This window comes from Desulfosediminicola ganghwensis, from assembly GCF_005116675.2.
GTDB lineage: Bacteria > Desulfobacterota > Desulfobulbia > Desulfobulbales > Desulfocapsaceae > Desulfopila > Desulfopila ganghwensis.
Map to the genome: position 1 here is coordinate 1,519,375 of NZ_CP050699.1, position 22,363 is coordinate 1,541,737.

Sequence of the window (22,363 nt, forward strand, 5' to 3'; positions counted from 1 at the left end):
ATCTGGCAGACCGGTCCCGGCTGCACCCAGCCACAGGAGCGGCCATTGCCTGGGGAGCCTCTCCTGTAAATCTTATCTTATTGATCAAAAACAATTTTACTGCGCTGACCCTCAGGCACCAGGAGGAGTGTGCGATTATCCTCCATATACTTCTTGATTGCCGCAAGCTGGTCTTCCAGGTCCAGAAGTTGTGTGTTGGTATTGCCTGAACTTGTCCTGAGCTCGCTGATATCACTTTTGAGGAGGTTTACATCCTCCTGCAAGACCACGACCTTGCCTTTCTTGCCTTCCGAGGTGTTGAACTGGTTCCAAATCTGCTTGCTGCAGGCTTTGGAGTCGTCTGCTTGATAGGACTTAGCCATTTCCCCACTGAGGGCGGTTATTTCCTTTGCATCACTCAATATGGTGATCACCCCTTTGAATACATCATTGAGTCCCTTAGCGACATGGAATGCGATTGTCATCGGAGAACATGCTGCCCTGGCATTGAATCCCATAGCATCCTGAGCGCAGGTGTCATGGGCTACATCTGATATAGTTTCTAGCACTTCAATCCCGACATTGGTGACAATGACCACTGCATCTAGGGAGGTGATGGTAATTTGAAGAACCTGTTCAGCGATTAGGTGGTCGCTTACCGGATCGGTCGTGACGTTGTCGCAGGGGTCGTCTGCTGGGGCTGGGGGTTGGTAGTCATCCTGGGTTACCGGCATGGCGGCAAGCATGGCTCCCAGTTCGGAGATCATTGCGCGCTGCTGGGCAAGCACCACATTTGCAGCACGTTTAGACGATATGGCATCCTTCAAACTCCCAACGAAACGCTCTTTATTCTGGCCTTTTCGTGAAACCCCGTTGCCATCAGTTTTGTCGTTACAGACCTGATCGCACATGTTCGCTTCGCGCTCATTTACCCAGACATCTTCCCCGTACAGATCTGTAGCGGAAAAGACATCACATTTTCCATTGCCGAACTTGTCTTTACCATTTCCTGTATCCACCCAGGAATAACCAGGTGGCAAGTAATTGTCATCTACTAGGGACTCGTAGTAGAGCAGGTCAGAATCCTTGCAGTTTTTCCCCTGCTCCTTGTCGGCTTTTGACAGCATCTCGTCATAATCCTCGTCGGTGGCCGTGGCATTCATCTCACGGGCCCGACGGTTGTCGTTACGTAGTGTTTCAATCCTGTCAATGAGTTCGGGTTGAGGATTAACCCCGGTCTGCACCCTGATAACTGCAAAAATCCCGGCTGATTCCATTTCCTTAAGCATATCATCAGCCTGGTCGATCATTTCGTCCTCCTGGTCGAGGATATCTGACATGCAGGCAGAAACAGAGCCATTTTCACAGCTTTCCTGTGATTCGGCTAGAGCAACCGCGGCTCCGAACAGAAAAAAATGCAGACTGCAAAAGAGCATCACTAAAAAAGGCATCATATTGTCGTTAGGCGTGGTATGCCTTCTGCGTCCTGGAGTACTCATTTTAGCCTCCCTGATTTGAAATTGTACGCTGTTTGATTGCGCATGCGGACGTGAAAGCCTGTTGCAATGGCAACCCGTCCGACAATTTACCTGTTTGTTTTGGATCACTGGATACGCTTACAACATTCGAGCTGGCCTGGGCGAAGGAAAAAATTTACGTGACGGCCGGAAGAACAGGAGTGCGATTACTGCCGGATCAATTCCCCCCAAAAAAAGACAATGTCCTTTAACGAAGCAAAATCACCTGTGTTCCCTATCCCCTTCATCGCGCTAAAGAAGATGTGCTGACTGAATTTTGGTGCAGATTCTCAGATACAAAGAAAATGGCGGTGTCTGCAAGAAGAGACCGTGTTAAAATTGTTAAAATAACAACATGTATATGAATTTATTTAACTTTTCTTTGTGGGTTCGATCTGGGTTTGTTCATTTCAAGAAACGTTAGCCGAATATCTCCAGCTCATGAAAACGTGTATCACACAGCTCTGGGGAAGCAGGGCAGTTTCAGGCTGAGCCAGAAATCGCCGAACTAGAATTTTAGATAAAGACGAACGGTAAAATATAGATGATAGAGAAGGTAAGAGAGATAAATAAGTGCCTTTTCAACTGATTGTCCCCATGGCAAAATCTGACGGCCGTATCCTCTTGTGCCGGTTTTCCCACGAAGTTCTTTGGAATCGCAATGTCGTATTCACAGGGGGTAGACTCCCAGTGGCATCAGGATGACAATCCTCAGGGCATGCGACAGGCGAGAAAGGGACTGATTTAATTTCTGATGCAAGAGAATACCCGCCACCTCTCCTGAAAGATGACTGACAATCATATGTCATCAAACTCTCGATAGCCCAGAAGAGAATAGCATTACTGGGAGATTTCAAGGTGGGGCGCCGAAACCGAGGTTAAGGTTCCTTCTGTGAATTTTTCCGCGGCTATATGAAAACGATGGGAGATCGTCAGATTTGATTGCGCTACAGTTGTAGGGAGTGTGTTATCGGATCTTTTTTTCAGTTTATAGCTCGTAATAATAGCTTCTCAGGGGTGCTGTTGCGCAAAAAAAGCATAATTTTTAAAACAGTTCCTAGCGGAATTTACCCGGGTCAAGGCTCAGGCGCTGACACAGTTTTTGAATGGCAACTCTGGACAGTCCGCTTATCCTGGCAGCCTCCGAGACATTGCCTGACGTCTCCTTGAAGAGTTGTTCAAAATAATTTTTGGTAAACCTGTCGGCGACCGCAGCTTTCATCATTTTGTACGGGCCAAGTTCGCCATCGATGCTGGGCACGGCCTGGCCTGGATTTTCGATACGTCCCACAGTGGCCATGGTGATATTGGCTCCCCCGGAGAAAATAACCAGTCTTCGTATATAATTCTGCAACTCCCGAACATTGCCGGGCCAATCCTTGGTGCTGAGGTAGGAGAGTACATCGGGCTCCAGGCCGGTTTGTTCGATACGCATCTCCTTGCAGGTCTGGTCGAGGAAAAACCGGGTGAGCAGGGCGATATCCTCAACACGTTCCCTGAGCGGCGGCAAATGTATTGTCACCACATTCAAGCGGTAATAGAGATCTGCCCTGAAGGTGTTTTGGTTGACCTTCTCCTCAAGTTGCTGGTTGGTGGAGGCGATGATGCGTACGTCTGTTTTATAGGTTTTGGTGGAACCTACCGGGCGAACCTCTCCTTCCTGTAGAAAGCGCAGAAGTTTCAACTGCATGGCGTGGGAAATGTCACCGATTTCATCCAGATGCAGGGTGCCCAGGTTGGCGGATTGGATCAGACCATCCCTGTCCTTGTCCGCCCCTGTGAAGGCGCCCTTGGTATAACCGAACAGCTCGCTCTCCATCAGCGAGTCGGGAATTGCCGGGCAGTTCACAGCGATAAATGGTTTATCGCTACGGTTGCTGAGCTGGTGCACCATGCGGGAGGCGAGTTCCTTGCCTGTACCTGATTCACCGAAGATGAGCACGGGATAATCGGAAACTGCAACCATCTGCAGGGATTTCTGAACCTCGAGCATTGCCGGGCTCTGACCGAGCAATATATCGCTCTTGTTACCCTCCAGCATTTTTTTAAGCCGGCTGTTCTCCTGCTCGAGCCGGATATATTCTCTTACCTTATTCAGCGTGCTATAGAGCTGATCCGATGCAACCGGTTTGGTGAGAAAATCGAAGGCGCCCAGGCGCACAGCCTCTACAGCCTTTTCAATGGTGCCATAGCCTGTCAGGAGCACAACCTTGATACCGGGTTGGATCTCCAATAGTTTTTTGGACAGGGTAATACCGTCCATGCCTGGCATACGGAGATCGGTGATGACCAGATCTACCTGGTTACCGGCAACTGCGGCCAGAGCCTCTTCACCGCTTGAGGCAGTACTGATTTGTATCTCAGGGTATTCCACCGAAATCAGCCTGGAAAGACCACGGCTGAAGTCGGGCTCGTCATCGACGAGAAGTATATGCATTTCAACCTTCATGGTTGTGTTCCTTAACTATCGCTGGCGGGGAAATTCAATTCAAAGACAGCACCGCCTTTTGGCAAAGAACGGGCTTCAATAGTGCCACCTAACTCTTCCATGGAACGGTAGATGATCGCCAGTCCCAGGCCTGTTCCTTTGTTCACGTCCTTGGTGGTGAAAAACGGGTCGAATATGTAGGGGTGGATGGCAGGGTCAATGCCGGTGCCACTATCTTCGACCCTCAATTGTACCACATTTGTTTCTTTAAGGTAATCAATGTAAACATCTATGGTACCGTTTGCCTCCGAAACCGCGTCAAGTGCGTTAAGGAGTAAATTGAGTACGATGTGTTCAATAACACTTGGTTCGACCAATACCCTGCGATGAGCATCGGAGCGGTGACAGCGAAGGGTTACATTTTCTTTAGCCGCCTTCACTTTGAACACATTGGTTACCCCCTCGGTGATATCGCCAATTACAGTGTGGCTGGACATGGAAACTTTGGGTCGGGAAAAGTTCAGCAGATCGAGCAGCACCGCCTGAGCCTGCTGGGTATGTTTGAGAACCACATTGATATCTTCCTGCAATTCAGGGTCGGAGACCGATTTTTTCAGCAGCTCGGCATAACAGAGAATTACGCCGAGCGGGTTGTTCAACTCATGGGCCAGGCCGGCAGCAAGCTCACCCACCGTGGCCATTTTCTCCGATTGAACCATCTGCTGGAGAACTCGTTTGTGTTCGGTATTCTCCTGAATTGACAGAATAAGACGAGGAGGCTGGTCACCTGCGGGTATCAGCGGGAAGGTGGAAAGCAGGAAGCTTCTGCCGCCATCGATAGTAATCTCTTTTGATTTTGAGCTGTATGGTGGATTTTCCGGCAAAAGTTCGGAAACCTCTATGCCGCCGAGGGACACAAGGCATTGAGTTATGGTCTGCTTCCTGTCGTTAAAGGCAAGTGATTCAAGCAGGTTGTTCGCTGCGTCATTGGCCATGATAATCGCCCCCGGGTGTTCTATCAGCATCAACGGATCTGTGATACCCTCAAAAATCGCCTGGAGGTTGTTGGTCTGGCGCAATACGGAATCAAGTGCCGCAAGGTTCTCTGCAGCGATACCAAGTTGCCGGCCAACGGCATTAAACATCTCTACTTCATCGTCGCTGAAGCTTTTACCGGGAGGGCGCTGTAGATACAATAATCCTTCGATATTATCATCACTGCTGCCAATGGGAATGAATACAGTGTTATACTGGGCAACTATCCGTGGTCGAGTGAGAAGATCTACGTGATTTGCAGGCAATGCCGGGGCCATGGCGCCTGGCGGCCAGCTATAGCTGCGGTTACTGGAAAATGTGCAGATGTATGATGCAGACTGCAGACCAAGTGTCCTGGTGAGTACAGGCAACACTGATTGCCAGAGATCGGACTGTTTCTGACTTGCTTTCAGTGACCTGAGAATATCGACGAAGAGCTCGAAATCCCGGCGCCTGCGTAAGTTTTCTAAAGAGAGCTGCTCTGTTCTGCGTGCTACTTCTGCTTCGAGATTGGCTGTGTGACTCTTAAGTTGTTTGTCTGTCTCATAGAGATGCTGGCCCAGTCCCTCCATGGCTTCTATCATCTCTTCAACTTCATCGCCGTGTTCCACTTTCTTGAGCAACTCGCTGCCTTTCTGGTCTTTAAAACTATTACGGAACTGGCTGGTGAGAGTGCGCAGGTTAACAATGACAACCCTTTGAAATGCCTGATAAATAAGAAATAGAACCAGGCATGAAATTGTCAGGTAGATAACAACATAGAGCAGGAACTCACTGTCATTTTTGGCAGCATACTCTTTGGTGGGGATGCCAACCAGATCTATGCCGTCGATGGAATCAAGAGTGTGATAAAATCCCGAATCCGGATAAAGATCTGCCAATTCTTTGGGGGAGTCGGCTGGGTCACCATGGCAGAGCAGGCAACTCTGACCGTAGCGAACAGGGCGGGCCATGATGTAAACGTCCTGCTCCCTGATCTTCTTTGTACCCGTCCAGAGCTCCTGATCCTGGTTGTCCCGAAAATATTGAACCAACTCCTTTTCAACCTTATTTGCCTCAAATTCGGGATTTCTTGCCCCGATAGCTACCCGTCGGAAAATATAGTTCAGGCTAGCGGAATGATTCTGCTCCATGACGCTGCGGGTGATGAAGGAGGAGGACATCGCTTCTCTTATAAACTTGTCGGGAACCTCTTCAAACATCTTTGGGCGCAGGGATAGCTGTACATATTTTTTAACAGAATCGACCTGGTCGAGAACGATCTCCGCTCTGGTGCTTACCTCATCCTGCAGGGTTTTCTGCATGAAAAACCAGAGGCCGGTGATATTGATGACACTGATGATCATTATGATGAAAATCAGGCCTAGGATAAATTTGCTTTGCAGTGAATATAGTCGGGGAATTCTCATGATACCTTTTCGTTGCTCTGGTACTTCGATTGATGCCGGTTTTTTGATTTGAGAGTTTTCGGGCATCGGTTCAGTCGAAATGTACCTTATTTTTCAGAGCAGCGAAAGATATCGAGTTGTGCGCAGGATTTTGAGGGTCCTGCCGGGTGAGACCTTTTTGGGGTGCAGCAAAAGAGCAAAGGGGCTCTTGCCGGTTTATTCACCCACAATGGCACTGTTTTTTTGGATTGCCGCGATGCGTTTTGGTCGGTCGGCAAAATACTCGATGGTAGATCTGGCATTCATGTCGGCATGTGAAACAATCTCCACGCTGGTGTAGTAGAAATTGCCAGTCTCGATGCCGGTTTCGTCTATGTAATCTGCAAGCCCCTGGATAGAGTCGCTGGAACTGGTGATTGCAGGCAAAACGTAGAAGGTAACACCCCAGACTGCGATAAGGCTGGCTGCAAGTTGGCTAATACCTTTTACTTTTGATTTTTTCAATTCCTTGCTCATTTGTGCCTCCAATGAAGGGGCAGCGGAACCCGAAGGTTCCGCTGCCAGATGTACTTTTTTCAACTGTACTACTTTACATTCCACGTATCCACGAATCAGATTGCTGCGGTGATTTCCGGGAACACCAGGTAGAACATGATGTAGGCCATGGTAAGGGTAAGTACCAGGTTGAGGGACTGACCGCATACGTAGAGAATGAACGGCTTACCACCCTTGAAGTAGGGAGCCAGCTCACGGAAGTTGGTAGCCAGACCGATCGCTGCAAAGGAGAAGCAGAAGAACCAGTCACGGCAGATGCGGGTGAAACCTCTCAGTACACCGTTGTCGATCATGGTGAAACCAGCGTCCGGACCGATCTTGGTGTAAAGGAAAGAGAAGAATACGGAAGCCGCGAGGAAGCCGAGTACGAACTTCGGAAAGCGGTGCCAGATTTCCATCCAGCCAACCTTGTTGCCGGTCTCTTTCGGCTCTACCTTCATGGTCCAGTACACCGCGATACCAAAAGCGGTAACACCGATCAGAACGTTCTGGATCATCTTGATGGTTGCAGCAACATAGAGTGCTTTCTCGGAGAGGAATGCTCCAGCTGCGGCAACAGCACCGGTTGCATCGATGGTACCACCCATCCAGGCACCACCAAGGATGTACGGCATACCGGTGGCTTTAATGATGGCCGGCATAACGATCATCATGATGGAGGTGAAAACCAGGGACAGGCCGATGGCGAGGGTCAGCTCTTCTTTCTTGGCGCGACATGCTGCGGCGGCTGCGATTGCGGCAGAGGTACCACATACGGACATGTCGGAAGAGATGACCATGTTCAGGGTCTTGGATTCAATCTTCAGCACTTTCTGGCCAAACCAGAAGGTAGTGATGAGTACAACAGGGGTAACGAACCATGCTACGAAGATACCAGGAACACCGATTGCTACGATCTTGTTAAAGAGGATCTCACCACCGAGCAGAACAAGACCGGTCTTGATGAAGAACTCAACCTGCAGGGCAGGCTTAACCCAGTCGGGAGTGCCGACGGTGTTAGCTATCAGCATACCGAGGAAGATTGCCCAGGCTGCGTAACCGAAACCATAATGTTTAGCGGTGGCCTGACCGGCCATGAGATAGGCGAATACAGAGAGTGCAAAAACAGCGGTAAAACCGATAAGGAATTTCTTTACATCGCCACCCATGAAATGGATACCGATGGAGAAGAACAGACCTGAGACTACCATAAAGCCGAGCAAACCAGGAATGACATTATACGGTTTGGCGTTCGCCTTGGATTTGGCAGAAGAAGCCTTGGCGTTGGCGCGTCTCCACTGATCAATCTCTGTCTCAGCAGTTGCATTCAGAGAAGCATTGGCAAAACCTGCAGCAGCGGCGATATCCTGGGCGGCCAATGCGGTGGCGCGTGCTTCAACAGCGGCAGCGGCTGCTTTTTCGGCGGCAGGCGCTTTCTTTACGTTGATCGCGTCAGCCTGTGCCTGGGTTCGGTACAGTGCATCAAGTGGATTGCTGGTCCAGCCTTTAGGCTTGTCCATGAATCCTGCGATCTTTTTAGCAAAACTCTGATTTCTTGCCCGAACTTTCTCTTTTGCGTCCTGAGCTTCAAAGAATTCTAAAGTCTTGAATGGTGCCTTTGCAGCTTCCTGCTCCATGATGGCATTTGATTTATCAAATACCTCGTGCATGTTTGCCGGTGGCCGTGGCATAAAAATGATGAGACCTGCGATAAGCAGGGAAAAACCGAGCCAAATTGCCCAGTAATCTTCCTTCAACCACAAATCGCTCCACTTGCTTTGTCCTGTGTCGACGACGATATTACTGTCGACTTGAGTCTTTGCTTCTGCCATGATTCTCTCCCGTGAGTTAAAATGCTCAAGTGTAATGCCTAAAAAATGTTCACCCGGATGCCCTGATTGAGACCAGGTGAAAACTGCTTTATATCAACACTGGTCATACCAGCAAATCTCATGCCATTATGTGAATTATTTCCTAACTATTTAATGTTAGGCACCGGGTGCGCAAATGCACAGAATGGCCACAATGTGGATGTGTAAACTCAGGTTTGCAGTTGTGGCTATCAGGTTTGCACTGCTGGGCGCGGGTGTGGTGGTTGTGAAAAGTCTCTAGCTCAAGGGCCTGATATTGCGTTTTTTGACTATAGCTTTTGCTGAAGAGTGAAACTGATGAAGGTGCAGGGGGAAGGGGTGCTTTGGGCATGCCTTTGGAGCAGGTGGTGCTGCTGGTCCGGATTGCTGATTGTTCAGGTGTTGCCAGATCCAAGATTTTGACAGTACGTCATGTTGTTCTAATTTACGGGCTGAAATACGGGAAAAGGTGTGAATCGTAAGGGCTGTACCCTGAGGGCATCTCTTAAATAGTATTGTTTGATATGGTGTGAAAAAACGCTTAGGGCAATTCGTACTGGATCTCTGCCATGTTGCCGTGTTTTGTAGCAAAAGTAGGTTGACTTCCTTTCGAGTTCTGAGGGGGGATTACCGGGCTGGGGCAGCCTTTTGCAGGCGGGAAAGACTGGTGGCATGAAAAAAGGCGGTAGGTGAGCAGATTGCCGTGAAGCAAGCTACTCACATACCGCCTTTAAATACGTGTGGGGTACGTTGGAATGAAAGGTCGTGAGGTCTGTTGTTGTTACTTATGGGCAAAATACTCGATGGTTGAACGGGTGTTGATATCGGCCTGAACGACAACTTCGACGCCTGTATAGTAGAATTCACCAGTATCGATTTCAGATTCATCAATAAAGTCAGCAAGTGTAAGGATGTCGGGGTGAGACTGGGTCAACGCAGGCAGAACATGAAATGTAGTGGCCCAGACGACAAAGCAGCAGGCAATGAGTTGGGCAAAGCCCCGAACCTGGCTTTTGGGTGATGCAGTTTCCATAGATTTCTCCTCGGTGAAGAATGCGGCGGAGCCTGTAAGGGCTCCGCCGCATTGTGTTCTATCTGCCCGGGTTATCCCCGTGCAGTTTTACTGTTTAATTCCCCAATTGTATTAGATCGCAGCAGTGATCTCCGGGAATACCAGATAGAACATGATATAGGCCATGCCAAGGGTAAGAACCAGGTTCAGAGACTGGCCGCATACATAGAGGATGAAAGGCTTGCCGCCTTTGAAGTAGTGAGCAAGCTCACGGAAGTTGGTAGCAAGACCGATTGCAGCAAAAGAGAAGCAGAAGAACCAGCCGCGGCAGGTCTTGGTGAAACCTCTCAATACTCCGTTGTCGATCATGGTGAAACCAGCGTCCGGTCCGATCTGGGTGTAGAGGAAAGAGAAGAAAACAGAAGCCGCGAGGAAGCCGAGTACGAACTTCGGAAAGCGGTGCCAGATTTCCATCCAGCCAACTTTGTTGCCGGTCTCTTTGGGCTCTACCTTCATGGTCCAGTAAACGGCGATACCAAAAGCGGTAACACCGATCAGTACGTTCTGGATCATCTTGATGGTTGCAGCAACGTAGAGTGCTTTCTCGGAAAGGAAGGCACCGGCAGCGGCAACGGCACCAGTCGCATCAATGGTACCACCCATCCAGGCACCACCGAGGATATACGGCATACCGGTGGCTTTAATGACGGCCGGCATAACGATCATCATGATGGAGGTGAAAACCAGGGACAGGCCGATGGCGAGGGTAAGTTCTTCTTTCTTCGCGCGACATGCTGCGGCGGCAGCGATAGCTGCAGAGGTACCACACACGGACATGTCAGAGGCGATAACCATGTTCAGAGTCTTCGACTCCATCTTCAATACTTTCTGACCGAACCAGAACGTAGTGATAAGTACTGTAGGGGTTACGAACCATGCTACGAAGATACCAGGAACACCGATGGCAACGATCTTGTTGAACAGTACCTCGGCACCGAGCAGTACCAGGCCGGTTTTGATGAAGAATTCTACCTGTAGGGCAGGCTTGACCCAGTTAGGTGTGCCGACGGTGTTGGCGATAATCATACCGATGGCGATGGCCCAGGCAGCGTAACCAATGCCGTAGTGTTTAGCGGTAGCCTGGCCGGCAAAGACGTAGGCAAGAAGGCTTACTGCAAAAACAGCGGTGAAACCTTTCATGAAGCCGGTAACAGAGCCACCCATAAAGTAGATACCGATAGAAAACAGCAGGCCGGTGGCAAGAAACATTCCAAAGAGGCTTGGAAAGAGGTTAAAAGGCTTGTTCTTGGTCTTTTTCTTGGCAGAAGATTCTTTGGCGTTGGCGCGTCTCCAGTCATCGATCTTCTTTTCAGTAACACTGTTCAGCTCGGTGTTGGCGAAACCTGCGGCAGCGGCAGCGGTCTCTGCTGTGACAGCAGCAGCCTTTGCAGTAACGGCAGTGGCTTTGGCAGCCTCATACTTCGGCATGGCCTTGGCATTCTTGGCGTCCGCCTGCTCCTGGGTCATGATGAAAGCGTCAAGCGGATTGGAGGTCCACTTCTTTGGCTTGCTCATGAATGCAGCAATATCCTTGGCAAAACCCTGGCTTCTTGCCTTGATCTTCTCTTTGGCGTCCTGGGCTTCGATAAAAGCTACAGTTTTAAATGGAGCTTTTGCTGCTTCTTGCTTCATGATTGCATTTGAAGTGTTGAACACTTCCTGCATGCCTTCCGGCTGACGTGGCATAAAAATAGCCAGGCCGGCAAGCAGCAGGGCAAAGCCGAGCCAGATTGCCCAGTAATCTTCCTTCTTCCATAAATCACTCAACGAACTTTTTGCTTCGTCGACGACAACGCTGTCCGTCTTGATCGTACTGCCTGCCATAATTCCCTCCCTGAGATTAAAGCAAAATTGTTTGCAACAGATACCGGCCAACTCCGGCCGGTATCGCTAATAAAAAAATGCCATGAAAATTGTTTGATTCAGGGAGAGCAAGGTCTGTGCCATGTTGGTTCTGTATGTTTGAAATGACCCAATAACAGCAAGATATTCGGCGGAGCTGGGTGTGGCCGGGAAGATAGCTGCAGACAAAGTGTTAAGGTCTGTTTGCACACAGGAAAGACGCTATCATATGCATGGAGTGAAGCTTGGTGGAGGAGGTGAAGAAGCAGTTCGAGGCAGGATAGGATTTGACGATCTGGTTCGGCTCCGATGGAGCAGGTCTGATTTTGTGATTCAGTTATTGCGGAGCTGGTCTGATGTCCGTAGCTTAGCTGGGGACAGGACCGAGCCCTTTAAGGAAGACCGCTCTGCCTGATATGTGCTTTGCAATTTCTGCGCGCAGGCGACTATGGGAGAGCCCAGCAGCTGGGTGACACCAATCGCGGCGAATACATTTTCTGAAAACTGCGAGAAGTATCTGGAGTTTACGGCCCTGTGCACCACCATGGGAAGCATGAACTCAGGATCAAATTCCGTTACAATCAAGCCGTTACGTTCAAACTCCTGAGAAATTTCTTTGCGGGTGAATAGAGTATAGTTTCTGGTGTTTTTTTCAAAGAGTTTCTTTATCGGGAAAAGCATGGAGTAGAGGATGTTGGTACTGCGCCAATCGGGATAATCTATAATTACTGCTTTTTTGGCGACTCTACTCAGTTCTCGAATGAGAAGTCGCCAACGTTCGACATGGGATATAAGCCTGAATGCGAGAACCACATCGAAACAGTTGTCTTTAAACGGCAGGTTGAGCATGTCGCAGGTATGGTAGCTGTAGCTTCCCTGTAAACCTGCGGCCAGCAACCTCTCTTCGCAACAATCGTCACTGCCGGTTATGGTTACATTGTAACCTTTCTGGATGAGGGGGATTGCCAGTTGGGCATGGCCTCCGCCCACGTCGAGAATTGTTGGCCTGTAGTAACCCGCCAGGTATTTCTCAACTTTTGCGAATTGCATCTCGAGAAAATACTCACCGGTCTTGCCATGAAATCTGCTGGCATAATCTTCAGAAGAAGTTGAAATGTCAGCCGTTTCTTCGTATTTATCCATAAATCTTCCTTCAGTACGCTGAATGGTTGTTGGCTTGTTTTCGGTATATTTTTTCTCTGTGCTATCTGTATGTGCGGCCCTGCAGTTCGGGGATAACCCCGGTGGACCACTCGATTCGCGCCAGCGATCTCAAGTATGTGTAATACGTTACAACCAGATTAGTCTGGTTTTGGGTAAGAAGCAACTGGGCATCGTTAAATTCCAGCCAGTCCCCAAGACCTGTTTGATACCGTTTATCAGCCAGTTCCAGGTTCTCTTCGGCGAGCCCTAGGGACTGGCCGGCAATATCAACACCTTCTTTGTTTTCAACAGCACGCAGGTAGCTGTCAGTTACCTGTTGCGTCACTGACAGGTTGAATTGGCGATAACCTGCCGTAACTTCACGCAGGTTGGCCTTGGCCTCGGCAACCAGCCCCTCTGTCTCAAAGCCGGAGAAAAGCTCCCAGGTGGCACCGACGCCTACCTGCCAGGTGTCATTCAGGCTTGAGATATCGGTATCGTAACCTGTATATGAGCCGGTCACACCGATGGACGGCCAGTAATCGCCTTTGGCCGAGCGAAGATTTGCTTCAGCCGCTTCAATAAGGTAGCCGAATTCACTCAACCCGGGTCGGTTTTGGTCCGCGGTAACCAGAAGGTTATTCAGTGTATCGGGGATCGGTGGCTTATCTGTAACCAACTCCCCCAGGCCGGTCTCATCTATTACAACCTGATAGTCCCCGTTGTTGGGTGCACCACCTAAAGTTTGCTCAAGCGCGACCCTGGCCGACTGTAAATCAGCTTTGGCCTGCACCAGGCCCAGCCGTTCGTTAGCCAGGTTGACTTCGGCGTTTGTCACATCGATTCTGGTTCGTATACCCGCTTCAAGATATTTTCTGGCTCGATAGAGTTGGCGCGTATAATTAGTTACAGCCTCTTCGGCTACGACTATGAGCTCCTGACTCTCCAGTACGTCGTAGAATTGATTTTTTACATCAAGGACCACATCGTGATAAACTTGTCTCAGATTTTCTTCCGACGCTGCAACATTGAAGGCGCTGGCGTCGATCAGACCGGTGGTTCTGCCGAAGTCATAGATGAGTTGGGAGAGTGTCAAAAGCAGGGAGGCGACGTTATCTTCATCCTCAGGACTTAGACCGTCTACATATACCCTGCCGTAGTCAGCAGTTGTGCCAAGACGCGGCAGGTAGCCGGATTTCGCCTGGGTCAGTATTCCCGCATCTCCGGCGAGCTGCTGTCTGGCAATTTCTATCTGCGGATTTTGCTGCAGGGCGATCTCGATCAGGTCATTGAGCCCGAGTTCTATCGTTTCCGATCGAAGCCGACCGGGGGCGATCAAGGTCAGGACAATCATCAGCAACGCAACCATGTTGGATTTATAGTGCATAATATATCTCCAGACGAAAAATTGTTGAGCGTTCTTCAGGGCTCCAACCTCGTTGAAACCCAACAGGATCAGGGCCTGGTTGGCGAAACTCGTAAAACCGATCAAGAAATCGATCTGGTTAAATGTCTTTTATGGTAGAACAGAATTTAAATTAGAGCAACAATGTGTTAGGTATAAGGAGGATCTTTCTTACGATTACACCTTAAAGGGGGATATAGATGACCCATCTGAGTCCTATTATCTGGTTATTGACAACCTTGGTCATGGTCCAGGGTTGCAGTGAGGAACAGCAGCAGGCTCCACCCCAGGAACCGCCGCCGCTGCCGGTGGAGGCGATCACTGTGCAGGATGAGCAGCTGCCCATCTGGATCGAATATGCCGGCAAGACCGAAGCCACCAAACGGGTTGAAGTACGAGCCAGGGTCGCCGGTCGGCTCGAGGAGGCGCTTTTTGCTGAAGGTGATTACGTCGAGGAAGGCGACGTCCTGTTTACCATAGAAAAAGATACCTATGAAGCTGCGCTCGACAGCGCCAAGGCCCGCCTGGAGCAGAATAAGGCGTCCCTGGCCCTGGCAAGAAGGGACGTGGCGCGCTACCAGCCGCTGGTGGCTGAAGAGCTGGCCCCCAGAGCCACCCTGGATCAGTATGAGGCACGGGTGGCAGAGCTGGAGGCCACCTTGAAGTCTGACCAGGCCGCCATCCGTGAAGCGGAACTCAGTTTAAGTTATACCGATGTACTTGCCCCAATATCCGGCAGGGTCAGCAGGAGGTTTGTCGATATCGGCAACATCGTCGGCTACGGAGATCAGACAGTCCTGACAACTATCGTCAGCGATGACCCTATGTATGTCTACTTCAACCCGACCGAACAGCAGTTCCAGATGATGCGGCAATACAAGTCGCAGGATAACATGGAGGCCAGGGTCAACGTGCCCGGCAACACAGGGGGAATGCTTGAGCGGGGGCAGCTGGAGGGCCTGGTCGATTTCACTGATAATCGTGTTGACCGTACTACCGGTACCATTACCATGCGGGCCTCGGTTGCCAACCCCGATCATTCTGTGCTTGAGGGAACCTTTGTCTACATCGAGGTGATGGTGACCGACCAGGTCAGCTTTCTGGTGGTGCCCCCGGCAGCCGTCCATGAGGATCAGCGCTCCAGCTTTCTCTATATTGTGGGAGAAGAGAGCAGGATCAAGCGGGTGGATGTGAGAAAAGGATATGAGAGCAGACATTACACCATTATCACCGAAGGGCTCCAGGGCGGGGAGCAGGTGATAGTTTCCGGCTTTGCCAAGCTTCAGCCGAATCGTAAGGTCGAGGTGACGGACGCCACCGACACAAAGGGGATACAGGCGTATCTCAAAGAGCAGAATATGCTGCCGTCAACGCAGTAGGCCGGTAGAGTACTTCAAATTGCACGCCAAACGGGCTACTCCTGGTCTTAAGGGAGCCATCCTTTGGACGCAGCGTGCAGCTGCTTTGCCGGATATCTATATCAACAAAGAGAAACTGATAACAATTTCACCCTTGGGCGCGAGTCGATCCGGCCCCCAGCAGGCGCAGTTCTCACGATTTGCAGGGCAGAATGTGGAAATTGCCTGACGTTGCCTGTGAAGGTTCAGTTCAGCTCGTGAAATAAGCGGGGTAGCCATGTTTTCTATATTTTTTATCAAGCGGCCCATCTTTGCGATGGTTATCTCTCTGCTGATTGTCCTGTCCGGGCTGGTCTCCATCTTTATCCTGCCGGTGCAGGAGTACCCAGATGTCTCTCCGCCCACCGTTGTTGTGTCCGCAACCTATGTCGGTGCCAATGCTTTCACGGTGGAGGAGGCGGTAACACGCCCCCTCGAGGATCGCATTAACGGGGTCAAGGGCATGATCTATATGCAGTCCTCCAGTACCAGTTCGGGCAATTCCAGCATCAGCGTCTATTTTGAACCTGGCTATGATATTGATATTGCTGCGGTGGATGTGCAGAACAAGGTCTCAATCGCCACTCCGCAACTGCCGTCGGAAGTGCGGCAGCAGGGCGTGGTGGTTGATAAGAAGTCGCCTGCCATCGTCTGTCTGTTTTCTCTCACTGGTGATGAGCGGTATGACGAGAGCTTTTTAAGTAATTTTGTCACCATAAATATCCTTGACGAATTGCGCCGTATTCCCGGGGTCGGCTCAGTGGAAAACCTCGGTGAGAAAAAGTACTCCATGCGGGTCTGGCTGGACCCGGACCGGATAAAATCGATGGGCATCAGCCCCGGTGATGTGGTGGCGGCGATACAGTCCCAGAACCGGCAGGCGGCCCTGGGAAGGCTTGGTTCACCTCCGACCTTTGACGATCAGCAGCTGCAGTTTGTGCTCACCACCGAGGGCCAGCTGGAGGATGTGAAACAATTTGAGAATATCATTATCAAGTACCTGGATGACGGCACCTTGGTGTATCTGGCTGATGTGGCAGATATCGAGCTCGGTGCGGAAAACTATGACTGGAACGCCAGGGTGAATAGCAAGCCGGCCGCCTCCATCGCCATCTATCAGCTGCCGGAGGCCAATGCCCTTTCGATAAAGAAGCTGGCGGTGGCCAAGATGGAGGAGCTGAAACGGCGCTTTCCGGAGGGTGTCACCTATTCAATCCCCTATGACACCACCCTGTTCGTTGAAGTGGCCATCCAGAACGTGGTGGTCAACCTCTTCATCGCGGTGGCCCTGGTTATCCTGATCGTCTTTATTTTTCTGGGTTCCTGGCGGCCGACCATTATTGCCTCGGTGGCGATCCCTGTTTCTCTGGTCGGCACCTTCGCGGCCATGCTGGCAGCGGGTTTTTCCATTAATTTCCTGACACTTTTTGGCCTGATCCTGGCCATCGGCATTGTGGTTGACGACGTCATCCTGGTGGTGGAAAATGTTGAGCGAATCATGAATGAGGAGCCGGCGCTGACCATCCCCCAAGTGGTGAAAAAGGCCATGCTGCAGCTTATCGGCCCGATCATCGCAACCACCCTGGTGCTGGTAGCTGTGTTCGTACCGGTTTCCATGATGCCGGGCCTGGTTGGGTCGGTGTACCGGCAGTTTGCCTTGACCATCTCCTTTGCGGTGTTGATCTCCTCGCTCAACGCCATGACCCTGTCGCCGGCCTTATCGGCCATCGTCGTCAGGAGGCTGCCGGAAGGCCAGGGAAAGTTCATTTTCTTTCAGCTGTTCGACAAGTTCTTTGCCTGGCTTACCCGTTGGTATATCCGGCTGGTGGAACTGCTGATTAAGCTTCGTTACCTGGTGGTGCTGGTTTTTATCGGACTGTTGGTATTGACCGGATGGGTGCTGAAAACCACCCCGACCGGCTTTGTTCCGGAAGAGGATAAAGGGGTGCTAGTCATTATGTTCAACCTCAAGCCAGGTATGGCGCTGAACCGCACCAGCGAGGTGCGCGAGGAACTGGAGGAGATTCTGCAGGATATTGAAGGGGTTAAGGATATGGTGATGATCGATGGCTACAACATGCTCTCTGCCACCCTTGACACCAGTGCGGGAGCAGGCTTCGTGTCACTGGACTCCTGGGGTGATCGCAAGAAAGTGCAGAGGGATATCGAGACCATCCTGGCCGAGACGAACATAAAGGCCCAGGGAATCACCGAAGCGAACGTGGTGGCGTTTAATATCCCGGGCATCCCCGGCATCGGCACGGTGGGTGGCTTCGACTTTCGTCTCCAGGATTATCTGTCGGGGGACCTGAACAACTTTGTCAGCTATGCCTATACACTGATAGCAGAAGCGAATAAGGATCCTCGCATAGGGGTGGCCTATACCACCTACGCGCCCAATTATCCTTTTGTCAGCATTGATATAGACCGCAACAAGACGGCGGCGCTGGGGGTCGATCTGGCCGAACTCTTCACCACCCTGCAGACCTATCTTGGCTCCTTGTATATCAACGATTTTACTAAGTTCGGCAAGGTCTTCAGGGTGTATGTCCAGGCCGAGATGGAGTATCGCAGTGAGATAAGGGATATCAATGAGCTGTTTGTCCGCAACCGGGAAGGCAAAATGGTGCCGGTGGCCTCTCTGGTCAGCCTGAACCAGACCATAGGCCCTTCCGATCTGCCCCATTACAACATGTACCGCACCATCACCATCAACGGCTCGGCCGCCCCCGGTTACAGTTCCGGCCAGGCCATGGAGGCCCTGGAGGAGATCGCCCAGCGGGTGCTGCCGACCGACGGCAGCTATGGTTTCGACTGGTCGGGAATGTCCTATCAGGAACGGTTGGCGGGCAATGCCCAGATCTATGTCTTCACCTTCGCCCTGATCGTGGTCTACCTGGTACTTGCCGCCCAGTATGAGAGCTGGGTTTTGCCGATCATGATCATGGTTTCGGTGCCGCTGGTTATGCTGGGGGCACTGTTTGCCCAGAACCTTGCCGGGCTCGACAACAACCTGTTCGCCCAGATAGGCTTGGTGTTGCTGATCGGTCTTTCCTCCAAAAACGCTATCCTCATTGTTGAGGTGGCCAAGGAGAGCCGAGAAAGCGGCATGTCCATCATCGAATCGGCGGTGAATGCAGCACAGCTTCGTTTCCGGGCCATCATGATGACCATTCTCTCATTTGTGTTCGGTGTTTTTCCCTTAGCTGTGGCCACCGGTGCCGGAGCGATGACCATGAAATCGATTGGCGTAGTGGTGCTCGGCGGTATGGGAGCCGCCACACTGATCTCCACCATGCTGGTGCCATGTGTTTACGTGCTGCTTGAAAGCATGCGGGAGCTGGTGGTGGATGTGCAGGAGGAAGTCCGTAATCGGGAGATGATCTAATAGCTAATCAGTCCACGCGATGCCACCTGAACTGATTAGAGTACTAGATGAGCAGAAAGGCATTTGGTTATTACACCCTGTTTATTGATAATTTTGATTCAATATTTGCAGCATTTCCAAGAGATAAAGCATTTGACGGAGAGAAGCTGTAGCGGGGCTTTGGCCCTTGATGCGAGATAAAACGTTTGCACATTGGAGGCTCTATGAAAGGTTTTCATGGCTTTTCCTTGCTTTGTGTTCTGTTATTTTTACTGTTCATGCCGGTACTCGCCATAGGTGGGCCCTACTCTTTTGACGACAATCTTTCCGGCGACTGGAAAGGGTATCGTAACAGTCTGCATGAGGCGGGGGTTGATGTGGGCTTGAGTTACACGGCAGAACCGGCGGCGCTTCTTGGTGGCGGTATAGATACCGACTCCACCTATATCCATAACATAAATGCAGAGTTGAAGATGGATCTGGATAAGGTGGTGGGTATTCCCAGGACCACTTTCCTGATGAAGGTCTCAAGTCGTGAAGGTGATAACCTCGGAGAGGAGTATATAGCCCCTGCCGCATCCCCGGATGGCCGTTATATTTACGGTGAGTATTTTAACAAACCCCAGGAAGCCTTTGGCGGACAGACAACCAAGCTGACCAACTTTCAGTTCACCACCCGGATTACCGATGAATGGTCGGTGGATATCGGGCGACTGGTTATGAACGACCTCTTCCTCCGCTCAGATCTCTATTGCAACTTCATGAATAACGGCATCTGCGGTAGCCCCAAAGGTGTCTTTACCCCGTATGCCCTGAATGCCTATCCCGATGCTACTGCGGGCATTCATACCAGGTACAGGGTGTCGGATATGGTCGATGCGAAGTTCGGTATCTTTGACGGTGGCTGGACGAAGCAGAACAGTAACGGCCTGGACTGGGAACTTGGTTTGAATGGTGCGGCATTCACCGGTGAGGTGCACCTCTTTTTTGATCGGGCCGAGCAGGGCGGAACGCAGAATGTGATCAAGGTGGGAGCGAATTACCATACCGGAGATTTTACCAACTTCAAGACCGGCGGTGAATCGGATGGCAATCTCTCACTGTGGCTGCTGCTTGACTGGATGTTGACCAGAGAGCAGCACGATCCGGCGCAGGGGCTGGCGTTTTTTGGTTCGCTGGTGGTCAACACGGATGAAGAGATTGCGGCCCTGCCTGTCTCTTCCACTCTTGGCTTTCTTTACGAAGGGTTGTTCCCCGGGCGGGACAGGGACAAGCTTGGCCTGATATTCATCCACTCTGACCATTCAAAATACAATACCTATACCCACGATTTCGTCTCCGACCATAAACGGGGCAATGAGCTTGTGGTGGAGCTTACCTATAATTTTGTGTTGAGATACGGGGTGCAACTGATGCCCACTTTCCAGTATATCATCAACCCGAACGGTTCCGAAGATATCTCTGATGCGACCGTACTTGGTTTGAAGTTCAACTTGAATATATGAGCATTGCTGAGTTTATGGCTGCCTTGCCGGGACCTGCGGTATTGGAGTGAGGAAGGATCAGGGGCCGGGCAACGATAGGTCTTTTCTATGTTGTGGTTAAAACGTCACAACGTAGAAAAGACCTGACGCGTTTAGGGGTTGAGTCTTAATCAAATCTGACAGCTGTGAGACTTTTTTTGTCGAGCAGGTAATGATTTACAGAATAGGTTTATCAATAGTTGCGCTCTGGCAGTCCTTGAATTCACAACAAAACATGCTGCAATTATTGATAAACCTTGAGAACTGAACTGCGGGGGAGTTGTGGCCGGAAACGTTATGCTATGGGGATTAATTGCGGTTCCTGATTACTGTTTATCGGTCGTGGTGCAATATTGAGAAGCGGGTCTTTCGAGCATAACCGGCGAAACTGGTCTTTGATGACGCTGGCTATGCGACAAAATGTATATTTTTTCATGGCACCCACGTATTTGCTCGCAATCTTCACCTGTGCAAGACGCAGCTATCCTGTTGAATCCAACATCGGTATATCTGGAAATTAGATAAATCCTGATACAGAAACCTGATCAGGAGCTATCATCATAAGCCAGGTCGGTAATCGGCCTGAGATAGACCAGCTTTCCCTTGCCGCACTGCGGGCAGCAGCAGATGTCGATGCCGGTCAAGCGCAGCATCATCTCCTGAACGGTCTCCACTGTTTTCTGTGTATATTTGACGTCTGAACCGATCAGGGTGCGGATTAAAGCGATGCAGGTTTTCTTGTTAGCATGAGCCAGGAAGCCGTAATAGCGGATTTTGGTAAAGCCGCTCGGCAGCACGTGCAGGAGAAATCGCCTGATAAATTCTTCAGCACTGAGGGTAAGTTCTTTTTCCTTATTGTCGTCGCTGCGGTCCCGATACCTGAAGCTAACCTTGCCATCATCGATAGCAATGATCCGGTTGTTGGTTATTGCCACCCGGTGGGTATAGCGACCGAGATATTCGAGTACCTGTTCCGGTCCACCAAAGGGCTGTTTGGCATAAGTGATCCACTGCTTGCCACGCAACGTTTCTATGAACGTCAGGAACTGTTTTTTCTCTTGCAGCCCTGCAACCTTGCCAGGGAAAGAAAGGAGGTTTTTCTTATGTGCCCTTTCTAGCTTGTCCAGATAGCGTTTTTTGAACTCCTTCGCCAATGACTGAACCCGGAATAAATATTTTCTTCTGGTGCCGGTCCAGCTTGTACGATCAAATGAAAGAACTCCTGCCGGGATGATGCAGTGCAGGTGGTAGTGGTCCATGAGTTTCTGATTCCATGTGTGAAGCACGGAAATGAAGCCGAGTTGGCCCCCAAGGCGCCACTGCGGATCACGGGCGAAGACCTGCAATGTTTCTTTGACTGCGGTAAACAGCAGAGTCAGCATAATGTGTTTATTGCCCATAACCAGGGGATTAAGCTCATGCGGCAAAGTGAAAACGTTGTGAAAATAGGGGCAAGGCAGCAGTTCTGTCCTTCTGTCACTGAGCCATTTCTCCTTGACCATGGTCTGGCATTTCGGACAGTGTCTGTCCCGGCAGGAGTTATATGCGTTGCGGCTATAACCGCAATGATTACAAGCTTCGACATGGCCTCCAAGGGCAACGGTCCGACATATTTCGATGCGTCTCATGACCTTATATTGCTGAGATCCCACCACATGCATATCCCGGTATTTCTCACCATATCTGCGAAAGATATCGGCAATCTCCGGTGTGTTGCCATTATCTTTCATCTGCTCCCTCCTTCGTCTCGTCCAGCAGATCAAGCGGACTCTTGAGTTGGACATACCTGGCTGGAACCAGATGCAGATAGATCGTCGTTGTTTCTATGTTGCTGTGGCCGAGCAGTTGGCTGATGGTATAAATCATAGCCTTTATAGAGGAGG

14 protein-coding genes are annotated in these 22,363 nt (G+C 50.6%); 3 read left to right on the forward strand and 11 right to left on the reverse strand.

From position 1 onward, the window contains the following. Positions 1 to 77: 77 nt before the first annotated feature. The 9 genes from FCL45_RS06490 to FCL45_RS06530 form a co-directional block, all read right to left on the reverse strand. Positions 78 to 1,478 (reverse strand): hypothetical protein, encoded by a 1,401-nt coding sequence (locus FCL45_RS06490; protein WP_136798609.1) that lies wholly within the window; start codon positions 1,476 to 1,478, stop codon positions 78 to 80. 1,075 nt (positions 1,479 to 2,553) lie between these two features. After that, on the reverse strand, positions 2,554 to 3,945 hold the full coding sequence (locus FCL45_RS06495; RefSeq protein WP_136798610.1) for a sigma-54-dependent transcriptional regulator: 1,392 nt from the start codon (positions 3,943 to 3,945) through the stop codon (positions 2,554 to 2,556). 11 nt (positions 3,946 to 3,956) lie between these two features. Beyond that, positions 3,957 to 6,368, reverse strand: coding sequence for a c-type heme family protein (locus FCL45_RS06500; RefSeq protein WP_167495828.1), 2,412 nt, complete (start codon positions 6,366 to 6,368; stop codon positions 3,957 to 3,959). 195 nt (positions 6,369 to 6,563) lie between these two features. Next, positions 6,564 to 6,863: a hypothetical protein gene (locus FCL45_RS06505; RefSeq protein WP_136798612.1), complete on the reverse strand. Its 300-nt coding sequence runs from the start codon at positions 6,861 to 6,863 to the stop codon at positions 6,564 to 6,566. Positions 6,864 to 6,958: 95 nt separating this feature from the next. Beyond that, on the reverse strand, positions 6,959 to 8,713 hold the full coding sequence (locus FCL45_RS06510; RefSeq protein ID WP_136798613.1) for a YeiH family protein: 1,755 nt from the start codon (positions 8,711 to 8,713) through the stop codon (positions 6,959 to 6,961). Positions 8,714 to 9,512: 799 nt separating this feature from the next. Next, on the reverse strand, positions 9,513 to 9,764 hold the full coding sequence (locus tag FCL45_RS06515; protein ID WP_136798614.1) for a hypothetical protein: 252 nt from the start codon (positions 9,762 to 9,764) through the stop codon (positions 9,513 to 9,515). Between the two features lie 111 nt (positions 9,765 to 9,875). After that, positions 9,876 to 11,627 carry a YeiH family protein gene (locus FCL45_RS06520; protein ID WP_136798615.1) on the reverse strand — a complete coding sequence of 584 codons (1,752 nt, stop codon included), beginning with the start codon at positions 11,625 to 11,627 and terminating at the stop codon, positions 9,876 to 9,878. A 351-nt stretch (positions 11,628 to 11,978) separates the two neighbouring features. After that, positions 11,979 to 12,788 (reverse strand): class I SAM-dependent methyltransferase, encoded by an 810-nt coding sequence (locus FCL45_RS06525; RefSeq protein WP_136798616.1) that lies wholly within the window; start codon positions 12,786 to 12,788, stop codon positions 11,979 to 11,981. Between the two features lie 61 nt (positions 12,789 to 12,849). Further along, a complete protein-coding gene (locus tag FCL45_RS06530; protein WP_136798617.1) occupies positions 12,850 to 14,175 on the reverse strand; it encodes a TolC family protein in 1,326 nt (441 codons plus the stop codon). 218 nt (positions 14,176 to 14,393) lie between these two features. On the opposite strand from FCL45_RS06530, the gene FCL45_RS06535 reads away from it, so the two are divergent. From FCL45_RS06535 to FCL45_RS06545, 3 genes are all read left to right on the forward strand, one after another. Continuing rightward, positions 14,394 to 15,572: an efflux RND transporter periplasmic adaptor subunit gene (locus tag FCL45_RS06535; RefSeq protein ID WP_136798618.1), complete on the forward strand. Its 1,179-nt coding sequence runs from the start codon at positions 14,394 to 14,396 to the stop codon at positions 15,570 to 15,572. Positions 15,573 to 15,828: 256 nt separating this feature from the next. Further along, positions 15,829 to 18,978, forward strand: a complete 3,150-nt coding sequence (locus FCL45_RS06540; RefSeq protein ID WP_136798619.1) for an efflux RND transporter permease subunit — start codon at positions 15,829 to 15,831, stop codon at positions 18,976 to 18,978. A 203-nt stretch (positions 18,979 to 19,181) separates the two neighbouring features. Next, positions 19,182 to 20,462: a carbohydrate porin gene (locus tag FCL45_RS06545; RefSeq protein ID WP_136798620.1), complete on the forward strand. Its 1,281-nt coding sequence runs from the start codon at positions 19,182 to 19,184 to the stop codon at positions 20,460 to 20,462. 563 nt (positions 20,463 to 21,025) lie between these two features. On the opposite strand, the gene FCL45_RS06550 is transcribed toward FCL45_RS06545, so the two are convergent. Together FCL45_RS06550 and FCL45_RS06555 are read right to left on the reverse strand one after the other, a co-directional pair. Then, a complete protein-coding gene (locus FCL45_RS06550) occupies positions 21,026 to 22,210 on the reverse strand; it encodes an IS91 family transposase (RefSeq protein ID WP_176360006.1) in 1,185 nt (394 codons plus the stop codon). Further along, on the reverse strand, positions 22,200 to 22,346 hold the full coding sequence (locus tag FCL45_RS06555; RefSeq protein ID WP_217907682.1) for a hypothetical protein: 147 nt from the start codon (positions 22,344 to 22,346) through the stop codon (positions 22,200 to 22,202). The genes FCL45_RS06550 and FCL45_RS06555 overlap by 11 nt, the downstream gene beginning before the upstream one ends. Between the last annotated feature and the right edge of the window lie 17 nt (positions 22,347 to 22,363).